Origin of the sequence: Paenibacillus ferrarius, from assembly GCF_002027705.1 — a bacterium.
GTDB classification, from domain to species: domain Bacteria; phylum Bacillota; class Bacilli; order Paenibacillales; family NBRC-103111; genus Paenibacillus_E; species Paenibacillus_E ferrarius.
The window spans coordinates 1-14408 of sequence record NZ_MBTG01000041.1 but is presented as its reverse complement, the minus strand read 5'-3'; the positions used below and the strand labels follow the sequence as shown (position 1 = coordinate 14408).

Below are 14408 nucleotides of genomic sequence, written 5' to 3'. Positions count from 1 at the left end.
AGCATAAACCAGATGGCGGAGAATATTTTTCCGCCTCTTCAAATCTTTTAAATCTTGGAGGCATGGAGGTTAAGTCATGTTTTATAGACGGTTAGGCAGCAGCGGTTTAAAAGTAAGCGAGCTAAGCTTGGGGAGTTGGCTGACCTATGGCGGGGCTATCGATGCCAAGCACTCGGAAACCATTATTGATAAAGCCTATGCGTTAGGCATCAATCTGTTCGATACGGCCAATGTCTACCACAAGGGAGAAGCGGAGCAGGTTGTCGGTCGCGCGCTTGCCAAATATCCGAGGGAATCTTACGTTCTGGCAACGAAAGTATGTGTGCCTATGGGGGAGGGACCTAACGACCGTGGTCTTTCTCGAAAGCACATCAAGGAGCAGTGTGACGCAAGCCTCAAAAGGCTGGGTGTAGATTACATAGATTTGTATCAATGCCATCGTTACGACCCGGAGACCCCGCTTGAGGAGACGCTTCGGGCGTTGAACGATCTGATCACGCAGGGCAAGGTACTGTATACAGGCGTTAGTATGTGGAAAAGCGAGCAGCTGCTCGACAGCGTGCATTTGGCTAAAGCAATGAACCTGAATCGGATCATTGCCAACCAGCCTCAATATCATATGTTCAGAAGGGGCATTGAGAAAGATATTGTCCCTCTTTGTCAAAAGGAAGGCATCGGGCAAGTGGTGTATTCCCCATTGGCACAAGGCATTTTAACCGGAAAATATAAGTCTGGAGCTCCTTTCCCAGATCAGTCAAGAGCGGCAGATCCTCAGCAGAATGGGGCTATAGTGCACATGATGAAGGAAGAGCAGCTGGCGAAGGTGGAGAAGCTGAGCGCAATTGCCGAGCGCAACGATCTAAGCATGGCCCAGTTGGCTTTGGCATGGATTCTGCGTCTGGACAATGTGTCGAGCTGTATTATTGGAGCTTCTCGGCCTGAGCAGATCGAAGAAAATGTCAAAGCTTCAGGTGTGAAGCTATCGGACTGGGATTTGCGGGAGATTGAAGATATTTTAAATGAAGAGGTCTAACAACAAGGGAGATGGGCAGCATGTCGACAAAAGATGATTTGATGGACAATGCGGAAGCGGATAGCCGGAAATTCATTCATGTGCAAGATGAACATCTGGATACCGAGCATGAACAGCGGATTGCGTGGTGGCGCGAGGCGAAAGTCGGCGTATTCATTCACTGGGGACTGTATTCACTCCCTGGAGGTATTTGGAAGGGCGAGACGGTGAATGCCGCTTATGCCGAGCATCTGCAATTGCGCGCGCAAATTCCAATTCAAGAATATGAACAAATTGCCGGGCAGTTTCATGCGGTCCAATTCGATGCGCAGCAGTGGGTTCATACGGTGAAAGCAGCGGGTTTCCATTACATGATCTTCACAGCGAAGCACCATGACGGTTTTGCCATGTACGATTCGGCAGTAAGCGATTATAACATTGTGAAAGCAACACCATTTGGCCGGGATCCGGTTGCTGAGCTGGCAGACGCGTGCCGCAAGGAAGAGTTGGCGCTCTGCCTCTACTATTCACATGCGATGGATTGGCATCATCCGGATTCACAAGGAAATACTTTGGATTTCCCTGATAACATAGGCGCTTATGATCCTCTAGAATCATGGGTGAAGGATTCGGATAAAAGTGCCCGGTATGAGCGGTATTTGGAGGAGAAGGCTTACCCTCAAGTTACTGAGCTGCTCACGCAATATGGCCCGGTCGGAACCATCTGGTTCGATTGCGGGCATAAGGTCACAGATGAGCAAGGGACGCATTTCGTCGATTTGGTGCATGGGCTGCAAGCGGGATGCCTCGTCAATCGCCGAGTCCGCAGGGAAGGGTTCGGGGACTATGAGAACACTGGGGACAATCAGCTGCATATCCGGGCTCCACGAAGAGACTGGGAGTCGATAGCGACTTTGAATCACTCATGGGGCTACAACCAAACAGATCATCAATGGAGAAGTCCCCAAGACATTCTGCGCGACATGACTAACGTTGTTAGTATGGGTGGGAATTATGTCATTAATATTGGCCCAACAGGCGAAGGGGCATTCGATCCGAAATCACTTGAATTGCTTGCAGAAATCGGCAGTTGGCTGAAGCAGAACGGTGAAAGCATCTATGGTACTGTAAAGAGTCCGATTGGCAAAATGCCCTGGGGGCGGTGCACACGCAAAGGAAACACGTTATTTTTGCATGTTTGGGAGTGGCCTGCCCAAGGGGAATTGCTAGTGCCGGGGATTCGGAATCCTATTCAACATGCTTATTTATTGGCAGATGAGCACAAAGATCCCCTTCCGCTGAGGCAAATCAATGCATTCGGGGATATGGCCATTCAATTGCCGCAAAATCCGATAGATCCCTATTGTTCGGTAATTGCTTTGGAGTTCAAGGGCAAGCTCGATGTCAAAACATGCCAAGTGGTGTTTGGCGGAGTTTCTAATCGATTAAGTGTTTTTGATGGGGAGCTTCAGGGGACAACACTGCGATTCGATACGGGGAAAAAAGGCAGAGACAATGTGCGAGATTGGCATAAGATCGAGGATTATGTGCAGTGGACTTTCAGAGTGGCAAGCCGCGGAACCTATAAGGTGCTGGTTGTTTATGGCGCAAACGAGATATCCGCAGGAGGTTCATTTGTTATTTCTGCCGGACAGGAACGGATAACCGCAGCGGTCGAGTTAACGGGCGGGGAATATGAGTTTAAAGAGCATGCCGCCGGACAGCTGCTGTTCGCTGATGAAGCCGAGCTGGTCTTAACGATCAGACCGGAGAAGATTAACGGAGACGTGTTAATGAATCTCAAGGAAATCATTTTGATAAGTCTATAATTGGATGGCTCACGTGGCCATTACATAAAGGAGCTGAGAGCTATGTTTCAAACGTTATTGCCTGCACCTCTTGAGGGTGGTTTCCGAATGGAAGGTTATTGGGTATGGTGTGGATCGTGTGTTAAAGGTGAGGATGGACGGTTCCATCTATTCGCCTCCCGTTGGCCGAAAGCTCTTCCTATGCACCCGGGCTGGCTGGTTCAGTCTGAAATCGTTCGTGCCGTTTCAGATCATCCGGAGGGCCCCTACACGTTTCAGGAAGTTGTGCTGCCCGCGCGAGGCGCTGAATATTGGGATGGCCGAAGCACGCATAACCCTCAAATCGTTAAGCATGGAGGGAAATACTTGCTGTTTTATATGGGATCAACGCATCCGCTGAAAGAGCCTGTCGCAGGAGACGGTTATGGTCTCGACGACCCGCGTTGTATCGTTGCCCGTGCAAACAAGCGGATTGGGCTTGCTGTTTCCGATAGCGTCACAGGTCCATGGGAACGACGGGATGCGCCTATTTTAGCAACAAGACCCGGTAAATTTGATAGTTTCCTGACTTCCAATCCAGCACCCTGCATCCGGGAAGATGGGTCTGTGCTGTTAATTTATAAAGCCAGAAAATATGAAGGCCATGTTCATGGCAAAATGACGTTTGGTGCGGCCCATGCTGACCATTACGAGGGACCGTATCGGGTGCTCAGTGAAAATCCGCTTTTTCCTCCGGACGTACATTTGGAAGACCCGTTTATTTGGCAAACAGCCGAAGGCTACGAACTGCTTGCCAAGGACATGGAAGGAAATTTATGCGGAGAAAAATATGGCGGCATACACGCGTATTCGGCAGACGGCTTGAACTGGGAAATTGGCAAGGAGCAGCTCGCTTATTCTAGGAGTGTTCTATGGGACGACGGTATTGTTCGTCAAATGGGCAATTTGGAAAGGCCGTTTCTCCTGTTTCAGGACGGGAAGCCCACGCATTTATTTGCGGCTACATCGGATGGCACGAATGGCTTTCATGATGCCACCGAAACCTGGAACATGGTCATACCGATCGCCCAAGGTACTAGCAGCAAGCTAGGAGGGTTGACTTAACACAATGGCAATGAATTTAGCTTTACATAAATCGGTCATAGGAAGCTCTGAAACAAGGGAAGCAGTTAGCAGTTATGCTGTCGATGGAGAGAAACATACGTACTGGCAGCCGACAGGCAAGGATCGACAAGAAGATAAACGTGTGTGGCTGACGGTCGATTTGGGCGAAAGCGTTTCTTTTAATCAGATCATATTGCAATTAAAATCGGGCTTTATCAGCATGTACCGTATTCAATATTCCGATGATCGAAGCTCGTGGCTTGATGCTGCTCAGCGGGATGTGTCAGAAGGCGGAATCAGCACCACGGAGAGGCTTGTGTTTCCCCGCGTGACGGGGAGATATGTCACCCTTGAGGTGGAATTGTTTGATCCAGATCGTGATTTTCAATTGATCGAAATAGGTGTCTATGACCAGCCTTCCATTCCTTCCGGAGCTTTGTTGAAGCAAGTCATGTTCACGGAAACAGCTCGGGGTTCTTTCGCCCGAGAGGATACGCTCTCTTTGCAAGTATCGAGCAAGGCGAGCTTTGCTTTGCAAGGGGTGCTGACAGATGGCCGGCCGGCGGATCTAACGACGGCACAAATCTTGCTCACAAGCAGCAGCTCAGAAGTAGCTTCCATTGATCCGAGTGGAGAGCTGACCGTTCATAGATCAGGAATTGCGCAAATCCATGGCAGCGTCACTTTATGTGGGGTCACCCAAGAGACCAGCCTCTTTATTGATAGCTACGATCCAGCCGAATGCATAGCAGACATTCGGCTGGAGCATCCGGCCATGCAGATGGAAATTGGTCAACCGGCTATGCTCGAAGAGGGCAGCAGCTATCCTCAGTTATTCATAAACCCTGCATTCGCTGCGACGGCGAGGGTTTCTTTGGTCACCGCTTCGGGAGGTTCAATTGTCTTCAGCCTTCCGGATCAGGAGCTGGAAGCCAATCAAGAACGGGGCTTTGTTCTGCCCGGAAACGCACAGGCGGGAAGCTATGAAATTCATGTTGAATGCTGCATAAAGGGAGAAGCAGCGGGGGCCAAAATCTATTATGACATGTTTTGCTTTACCGTTTACGACCCGCAGGTCTCTAGGGAACAGGCAAGCCAGATTGTCTATTTGGCGAAAGATGGCAAGTTGACGTACGTCCCTGACTACAAAGGGAATCGCATCCTGGATTTCTCGAGCAGCGGTTATGCCGGAGGGGGCGTCAAACTGCCGGAGGCAAAGCCAAAGATCTATCTGGAGCCTGTGATCGGGGATAACACGCAGCATATTCAGCAAGCGATAGATCGGCTATCAGCGCTGCCGCAGCTCGAGGATGGGTTCCGAGGAGCGATTGTGTTGAAAAAAGGGACGTATCCGATAAGCGGAGCGCTACATCTGCGATCAAGCGGTATTGTTCTGCGAGGCGAGGGCGAGGGGACAGACGGCACGCTGCTCTATGCCACAGGTACGCTTCAGCGAGATCTGATTCAGATCTCAGGAGCTCCAGATTCAACACTGCTGGCACACACTTTAACAGCTGTGACGGATCTTTATGTCCCTTCGGGAGCTTGCTCGTTCCATGTCGAGGATGCTTCGGCATTTGCCGTGGGCGATACTGTGAAGGTGTTTCGTTATGGGAATGCCCGCTGGATTCATGCCATTGGCATGGATGCTATTCGCCTGCGTCCCGTGGCTGGGGGAACCATCCAATGGCCGCCTTTTCAGCTTGAATTTGATCGAGTGATTACGCAAATTGCTGGAAATTGCCTCACGGTGGATGCTCCCCTGGCGAATGCCATCGAGACACGATGGGGCGGCGGGGCGATCATGAAATATGAGGATTCCCAGCGGATTGAACAAGTGGGTGTAGAAAATTTGCGAATAGATGTTGAGTATGATCCGAGCATCACGGATACGAGAATCGACGGCAATGAGGGGACTGCCTCTTATTTGGCTGATGAGCAGCATGCCATTAACGGTATTTACATGGATCATGTCCAAAATGCCTGGATACGAAATATCACCAGCTATCATCTCCAGCATGCGCTCGTGCAAGTAGGGACAAATACCAAATGGATTACCATTCAGGATTGCGCTGCCTATGATTTCATTAGCGTTATTACCGGAGGCCGACGTTACTCGGTTCATCTGATGGGTGAATTAACGCTGGTTCAACGCACGTATACGGAAACAGCGAGACATGCTTTTGCCGTGGATGCCAGGGTTGCGGGACCGAATGTGTTCCTGGACTGTGAATCCCGCAAGGACTATAACACGAGCGAGCCGCATCATCGTTGGTCTGTGGGCTGTTTGTACGACAATGTGAATGGACGTATCCATATTCAAGACCGTGGCTGGCTCGGGAGCGGGCATGGATGGTCAGGAGCTAACTATGTCGCTTGGAATACGAAAAATGAACTCGTATGTCAATGTCCGCCAACCGCGCAGAATTATGCCATCGGGCATGTAGGAACGAAAGGCAACGCCATGCTGCCTAACGCTTACGACAGGCGTGTGCGTAAAGAAGCTTTTTGGGACAGCTTTGGAACGCATGTAAATCCCCGAAGCTTATACCTTCAGCAGCTGCAGGATCGTCTGGGGGCGCAGGCGGTGGCGAATATTTCGGGAAAGGAGTGAGTGGATTTATGGCTAAATCGCGAGCGATACATGCGTATGAAGATATCATTGCGAAGCTCATTCGACAAATGAAAGAGCTTAAACCGATGTTCCAAGAGAAGGTCGCCATTGGCATTGTATCTATGGAGAATTGGGAATGGCCGCAAGGTGTCGGGCTATTTGCCTTATATTCGTATTATAAAGAAACGGGCAAGCGAGAGATCAGAGATGAATTGATACAGTGGTTTGATCGACGAATTGCCGAAGGCTTGCCTGAAAAAAATGTCAATACGATGTGTCCCATGCTGACGCTGAGCTATTTGGCTGAAGAAACGGGAAATCCCCAGTATTTGGAGCTGTGTCAAGAATGGGTTACATATGTGATGGAAGAGATGCCAAGAACGGTTGAAGGCGGCCTTCAACACGTTGTAACAAGGAATCTGAATCAAGGTCAGCTGTGGGATGACACGCTGTATATGACGGTATTGTTTGTGGCTCGAATGGGTGAACTTTTGGACAATGATATTTATACACAGGAGAGCATTCGCCAGTTCATGATCCACCTGAAATATTTAACCGATGTGAAAACAGGCTTGTTTTTCCATGGCTGGACCTTCATCGGTCACCATCACTTTGCGCAGGCTCTATGGGCACGAGGGAACTCCTGGTATACAGCTGGGCTAGTTGATTATTTGGAAATCGCCTCGCTGCCGGCGGGAGTCAGCCAATTCCTGATTTCCTCCTTGGAACGGCAGGTTCACACCTTGTCTTTGCTGCAGCATGAGAGCGGTCTATGGCATACGCTGCTCGACAAACCGGATTCGTATTTGGAAACTTCGGCGTCGTCAGCGTTTGCCTACGGCATTTTGAAGGCTGTGCGGCAGGGTTTTCTGGATCCGAAGTATAAAGCTGTTGGTCTAAAGGCACTTGAAGGCGTGAAGCAGAAAATTGATGCTGATGGCATTGTCCATGGGGTTTCTTATGGTACAGGCTTGAAGGGTGATCTCGACTATTACCGCAATATTAAGCAATGCCCGATGCCTTACGGTCAATCGATGGCGCTTCTGCTGATGGTAGAGGCCTGTAAAATAGAAGCATAATAATCGAGCTGAGACATTGGAAAAAAAGCGGAGCACCTTAAGTTTGTTTAATATCAACTTAAATAACTAGTATGTTGTCCTCTCTCCGATAATCTATGATTTGGAAAAGAGAGAGGAAGGAGGTTCTCGAAATAGAAAGCGCTTGCAAATAAACGAAAGCTAAGGGGCATCAAAGGAATTGTTTAGTTTTGTAAGTATGGAGGGAGGAAAATATGAAACGACTCGTTATGAAGAAAAAGTTATCGATCGTACTCATCATGGCTATGATGTTTACGATGATGGCATCCTTCCAATACGTGGATGCAGATGCAGCGCCAACGGTGACATCAACCCCATCGCCTAGCGCAACCCCAGCGGCAAGCCCGAGTCCTTCTCCGGCCGCGAGTCCGGCTCCATCGCCAGCGGTGAGTCCAGCTCCAAGTCCGGCAGCAACACCTGCGGCTTCACCATCGCCTAGTCCAACAGCTAAGCCGACAGCGCCAGCTCCCAGCCCAAGCGCAGCACCCTTGGATGCGCAAGCCAAATTTGCTGCCTTGAAAGCCAAAGGCATTTTGGACGGGATTGATGAAACAGGAGCAGCAGGACTTGATAAAGAGCTGACACGCGCGCAATTGGCGAAAATTATCGTCGTATTGAGCGGACTTGCGGAAGATAAAGCAGCCAGTGCCGTTTACACCGATTTGGAAGGCGCAAGCTGGGCAACCGGCTATATTGGTGCCGTAGCCAAAGCCGGCTTCATGGATGGCATATCAGCGGATCAGTTTAATCCAGCCGGTGTCGTAAGCATTGAACAAGTGGCTGCGGTCTTTGCGCGTGTATTTAAACTTCAGCCTGATGTCAATGCCGCGGTGACGGGTACCGTCTCGGATTGGGCCAAAGGCAGCATTGCTGCCGCTATCAAAGCAGGGTTCATTGCTAGTGTGAAGGATTTCACGATAGCCGCGAATCGCGAGCTGCTGGTGAATGCCGCGTATACCGGGTATCAGCTTATTTTAACGAACGGACCGGTGATTACGATAACCAAAGTATCCGTTGCCGAGTTCAAAGCAGCAGGCGCCAAAACGCTGCTCGTGAAATTAAACGGTTCGATTGCAGACACAACGAAATTAACCGTTTCGGTTTTGCGCGGCGGACTCGCTGGCTCTGTGGCAGCAGGTGCACAGAAATGGAATACCAACAAGAACGAAGTCACGATTACCCTTGATGCCAAAATGACGGAAAACACGTATACCGTTAAGCTCGAAGCTGTCAAAGATGGTGGCTTGACCGTCGATAAAGGGACTGCTGATGTGGCTGTTACCGATGAGAAAATCAGCAAAATTGCGTTTACAACCGCATCGGATACGGTTGCTCAAGGTAAAATCAAAATTGGCTTTAAAGCGACGAATCAATACAACGAAGTATCCGACATCAATGCGACGCGTTTTAGCATCTATACGAGCCCAGAGCTTGATGTGATTGCTGCCGGTGATAGTCAATCCTTAACGATTGATGTTACACATGCTGTGTATGCAAATAAGCTAGCCAGAAATCAAACCTTCTACGTTGGCATCAATGCGCCGGAGTATACGCCACAGATTACGAAAACGTTCACAGTGGGCGATCCGCAGTCGGTTGCCAAGGTGGAATTAGGGGATATCGCGTATGCCAATGGCAAGACGAGCCTGGAAGCGGGCGATACCGCAACGATTCCTTTCAAAGCTTTTGACCAGTATGGCTTTCAAGTAACGGATCTGAATGTATTGAAGACTTATGCAATGGCCTATACGAATGGTTCAGGCGTTATTGATACTACGGCGATGTCACCTCCGCAAGGCTTTGGCTTCGTAGCGGATGAAACCGGAGACGGTATTCCTGAACTGAAGCTTAAAGCCGCTTCGAATCTTACCTTATTCAGCGATCAGGAAGTGACGGTTTCACTTTCGGCCGCTTTATCGGGCTCCCCGGCTTCTAAGACGCTGAAGGTAGCGATGGCAAAAGTGCCTTATGAGGTTATTTTAGGGGCTTTCCCGAATACAATTGCAATTGGTGACGATGATGTGTATCTTCCAATCACAGTCAAGGATAAGGCTGGCAACCTGCTTAATACCGATGAAATCGTGAATAACGCGGACAAAATCCTGATCTACAGCTATGGTGTCAGCGCTGTAACGGTAGGTGCGAAGGATGCTGCTGGTAAAGTGGTGGGCGGGATTGAAAAGAGTGGCGCCAATCGCGGAAAGATCCGCATCTCTGATCTCAAACTAGTTCCGGAGAGAGGAAGCGGTCAACTGACAGTGTCAGCGAAGGTAACGCCAAGCGGGAAAAGCACGACCGCTCGTACCAGCATTGTAGCTAAGCGTTATCCGAATACCGTATTCCTTTCGGTCGTTCCCAAAGTGAAGATGCTGCCTTCGATTGATTTAACCGATAGCAAGACTGAAAACATATTCCGATTGAAATACAGAGACCAATACGGTGAAGAATTCGATAGAGATTACACAGGATACACTGTGCAGTTGACGTTTAATCAAACTTCGGGTTCTGTAACGGATGCCGTTTACTTCTCCAAAGGCGGCTTTACATGGAAAGCAGACGGCACGCCAAATAACACAGCCATATTAAATACGACAACCAATAAAACGTTGATTCTTGACGGCGTAGATGCAACACGTGATGCTTACAACCCAGGAGCGACTGAAATTGGCAGCTATCGCGACAAGGATTTGTTGTTCACCGCTAATATGGGCGATAACAACGAAGGCAGCTACCAGCTCACAGCCCAATTGTTCAAAGGCGACAGAGCGGCGGTTGCTGCTGGGAATGCTTCCTTGTTGTCAACAGCGATCAGTTCGACACAGTTGATTAAAGCGAAGGAATCCGACAATCTTACCTATGCGGTCACACCTTTTGCCAATGGCATTTATGCCGTAGATAAAATTAGCGGGATTCTGCAGGGGGGAGCGTCGACAGTTGTCAAAGGTGTCTATTCGACCGAAGGCTATGCCTTGGAAAATCTTTTTGCTGGGAAAATTGTAATTACAGCGAAGGATTCGGGTGGCAATGTTGTACAAATCCCTAACAATCATGTGAAAGCTGTTACTTCTTCCAATATGCAAGCGACAGCCGTTGTGAATAAAACGAAAGCGGATGGCGCTGTAGCCAAAGATTTTGACGGATACGCCATTCGCGGTAAAGATGTGGGTACAACAAGCATTGCGGTACTTTTCAAGCCTTCCAATTACACGGGAGTCAAGTATTCTTTAATGGATAACATTGCGATTAAGGAAGAAGCCTTGTTTGCGAGTTCCCTGGCGGCTACCTTCAATGGCAAACCAAGAATCATTTGGTTATCGCAATTGAAAGCCGGCGTCAATATTTTTACAGGGAACGACACAGGAAGACTCAATCAGAAACAGACGTTTAGCAATATCACGTTGACGGATCAATATGGGAATAACGCTTTTAAAAATAGCTCAGTCATCCGAGTTGCGCCTGTATTCGGCATCCAAACTTTCATTAGCAATATAAGATGGGCTTCTGATAATATCGTTCCAGGCTCAGGTTATCTGGCTATTGAATCTAATATTTCAGGGGTCAACAATATGAATAATCAAACGAACGCAGTGACCCCAGTCCCAGCAGGAACAGATCCAACCGATTGGGTATTCGCCACTGTTCCCAATGCTAATCCGGCATTGAATCCAATTCAATTGAACCGCGGCGATGCCAAGTACATCTATGTACCGGCCAAATCTGCGGTAGATGGATCGAATGTGGAAGTCGTTTCCTTTACGGCCACGATGATTACGGCAAATGGGAAAATGATATCCGTTGATGTTTATCCGGATGCAGCGAAGTAATGAAAACAAAGAAGCCTCCAACTCCACAGAAGTGGTTTTGGAGGCTTCTTTTTCGATACGAGCTACTTGCTTGCAGCAACTGTTTCTATTTCTTTAACGCTTTGATAAATAAGGTTGAACAGCTCTTCAAGGTTGCCTTCTTCGATACAAGAGAAAGCTACGCGCAGATCAGTCGCACCTAGTGCGATTGTACCTACACCATGCTGATTCAGCAAATGTACGCGCAAGGCTTCGGCATCAACGGTTTTGAGCTTCAAGCACATGAAATAACCGGAGTTGAAAGGATAGTAACCCCATGCCTCATCGAACTTGCCGCTGTCCAGAATGGACTTGGTACGGTTGGCGCGGCCTTTCATGATTTCGTATTTCTCTTGCTTCTGCTGAGCGAACTCCGGTGAGTTCAACGCATGAAGGACGAAGGTTTGGGATGGGTGAGGACCGCTGGAAATGGTCGCCCGAATGATCCCCATCGTTTTTTGCTCGAGAGCCGACAGCAGAGCTTCGCTTTGGCCTGCATATGTGATGAAGCCAACGCGGAAGCCCCATACGTACTCTTCTTTGGTAGCTCCGTCGATTTTGACAGCAAGCACACGCGGGTGAAGATCGGCCAATTGTCCGAACAAGGACTCGTGCAGGGAACCTTCAAAGAAAAGACCAAAGTACGCATCGTCAGTAAGGACGACAACATTAATACCAGCTTCAGCCGCATCTTGGATCGCAGCTGTAATTTCTCTGCCTTCCTGCGCATCAGGCGTATAGCCGGTTGGGTTGTTCGGGAAGTTCAGGACTACGATCGCTTTGCCTTTGGATTTCTGAGCTAGCAGAGCTTCGCGCAAGCCTTGTGCATTGAATCGCATGTTGTCGTTATAAAGCGGATAGTTCACGATTTGCGCGCCGCGGCGGATTTCGAAAGTCAGCTCATAATTTTCCCAGTTTTTATCAGGGATAATAACAGCGTCACCAACATCAGCGAACAAGTCAGCCGCAATACTCAGACCATGCGTCAACGCATTCGTGACAATCGGGTTGCCGATAAGCTTGCTGCCGATGTCAGGGTTTTCTTCGAGCATTTTTTTGCGCCATGCCGTACGTAATTCTGGTTTACCTGCAGGCGGAGCGTATTCATATATATCTTTTGGAGCATAGGTGGATAGTGTGTCTTGAATGACCTTCAGATGCATGGGCTGACCATTTTCGATCGCAATACCGATAGTAGCATTGAATTTCTTGGCCTTCGCTTTTGCTTCAGCCGATTGGCTGAGAATGCCTTCTTTCGGGAAGTAAATCGATTTACCTAATGCAGAAAGCATGTCATGCACGTGAGAATTTTCACGTTCCAGGGTCTCGTTTAACTGTCGTGCCAGAGGATTCATAAGAGTGGGTCATTCCTTCCAGTGAGCTATTCATTTTTTGCAGTTATTATACCACTTTCATTGGAGTACGTCACTGCGCGAAACAATTTTTTTCTGGATGGTTGGCCACTTGCACTTACACCCTGACTTGATTCAAAAATCCTTCCAGACGCTGCTTCACATCCGGCCATTCTTTATCGAGGATACTGAACATAACGGTGTCGCGGATATAGCCGTCATGGAGCACGCGATGCTGCCGGAGAATCCCCTCTTTTTGCGCTCCCAGCCGGGCAATGGCGGTTTGAGAGCGTTCGTTCCGCAGGTCCGTTTTAATTTGCACACGCAGCTGGTTCATCGTTTCAAAGCAGTGGCGGAGCAGCAAATATTTGCATTCCGTATTGACGCGTGTCCGCCAAACAAGGGGGTTATACCAGGTATGTCCAATCTCCAAATTCCGATGCGGGATGGAAATATCGAACAAGCGCGTGCTGCCAACAAAAGTGTCCGTATCCTTATCGTAGACGCTGTAAGGAATGCCAAGGCCCTCTTTCTGTTCCTCCAACGCTTGCTGGACAAAGCGCTCAACATCCTCAGACCGAAGCAGCGGCGTCATATGGGCCCAGATTCTGGGATCAGCGGCAGCTTCGGTCAAGCTGATGATATGCGATTCCTGCATCGGAAGCAGGGCGACACGTGTTCCTTCTAGAATAGAGGACTGTAGATTCATTGTGTTTGTTCTCCTTGTCAACGTGCAATATAGATGAGATTTTAGTTAGCATAATGGAAAATTGGAATATTAAAAAGATCCAATTCAGTTATAATTATATATACCAATTTGAAAGGCTTGGTTCGTGACTGTGGCGGGTGGTCGAGAGCCGAAAAGGAACGGAGGCCCGAGCAAGCTGAGCCGAATGCGGATATACCAGAGGGAGTGGTGGATGACATGACTAAGCTGAGCGGATTGCGAAACGGTGACTAGTACGGGGAAAAGGAACTGTGGTCCGAGCAGGCTGAGCCGAATGCGGAAATGCCAGAGTGAGTGGTGGATGACATGACCAAACTGAGCAGATTGCGCGAAACGGTGACTAGTATGATGAAAAGGAACTATGATCCGCTAATTGGTGGAGAACGGGGGAAAAGTAGCATGAAAGGGAACTGAGGTCCGCTATTGGAGCGGAAATCGCTGATTTTGAGTGGGAATTGGTGAAATAGCGGACCGTAGTTCCCATTGGAGTGAGATTGGGCGGTTTTCGGCAATATAGCGGATCATAGTTCCCTCCCTCTGTTCTTAGCGTTTTTCTTGCATATACTCGCTCATTCGTAGGATTACATCATTCTTGAAGCAGGGTTCTCTAGAAGATGAGGGAGCTGTTTCTCTAAAATCATCAAGAGGGCATGCGGGAATAGAGGAAGTGTTATTAATTCCTCATTTTCCCATATGTGCACGTTTGACTCCACGGTCTCTTGGTGGTTTACCCTCCCATGACTCAACGGGTCGCAGCCCTTACATTCCTTCGTTATACCTGTCCAAGAAGTGGAGGCCGAGATGCTCTAGTAACGGGTCTGTGCCCTTTGGGAACTACTACTCGGTACTTCC

The 14408-nt window shown here is 48.9% G+C and carries 8 protein-coding genes; 6 read left to right on the top strand and 2 right to left on the bottom strand.

The annotated features are described in order from the left end of the window. Positions 1-76: 76 nt before the first annotated feature. The 6 genes from BC351_RS31610 (at position 77) to BC351_RS31585 (ending at position 11459) form a co-directional block, all read left to right on the top strand. Positions 77-1033, top strand: coding sequence for an aldo/keto reductase family protein (locus BC351_RS31610; protein WP_079418570.1), 957 nt, complete (start codon positions 77-79; stop codon positions 1031-1033). Between the two features lie 20 nt (positions 1034-1053). Continuing rightward, on the top strand, positions 1054-2841 hold the full coding sequence (locus BC351_RS31605) for an alpha-L-fucosidase (protein WP_079418568.1): 1788 nt from the start codon (positions 1054-1056) through the stop codon (positions 2839-2841). Between the two features lie 42 nt (positions 2842-2883). Continuing rightward, entirely contained in the window at positions 2884-3924 is a 1041-nt protein-coding gene (locus tag BC351_RS31600; protein WP_079418566.1) for a glycoside hydrolase family protein, read from the top strand. Positions 3925-3928: 4 nt separating this feature from the next. After that, positions 3929-6538 carry a discoidin domain-containing protein gene (locus tag BC351_RS31595; RefSeq protein ID WP_079418564.1) on the top strand — a complete coding sequence of 870 codons (2610 nt, stop codon included), beginning with the start codon at positions 3929-3931 and terminating at the stop codon, positions 6536-6538. An 8-nt stretch (positions 6539-6546) separates the two neighbouring features. Further along, positions 6547-7617 (top strand): beta-galactosidase BglB, encoded by a 1071-nt coding sequence (bglB, locus tag BC351_RS31590; RefSeq protein ID WP_079418562.1) that lies wholly within the window; start codon positions 6547-6549, stop codon positions 7615-7617. Between the two features lie 212 nt (positions 7618-7829). Further along, positions 7830-11459 (top strand): S-layer homology domain-containing protein, encoded by a 3630-nt coding sequence (locus BC351_RS31585; protein WP_079418560.1) that lies wholly within the window; start codon positions 7830-7832, stop codon positions 11457-11459. A gap of 62 nt (positions 11460-11521) precedes the next feature. On the opposite strand, the gene BC351_RS31580 is transcribed toward BC351_RS31585, so the two are convergent. Then, positions 11522-12832, bottom strand: a complete 1311-nt coding sequence (locus tag BC351_RS31580; RefSeq protein WP_079418558.1) for an aminotransferase class I/II-fold pyridoxal phosphate-dependent enzyme — start codon at positions 12830-12832, stop codon at positions 11522-11524. A gap of 115 nt (positions 12833-12947) precedes the next feature. Further along, complete coding sequence (locus BC351_RS31575) at positions 12948-13538, bottom strand: GNAT family N-acetyltransferase (protein ID WP_079418556.1); 591 nt, start codon at positions 13536-13538, stop codon at positions 12948-12950. Positions 13539-14408: the final 870 nt, after the last annotated feature.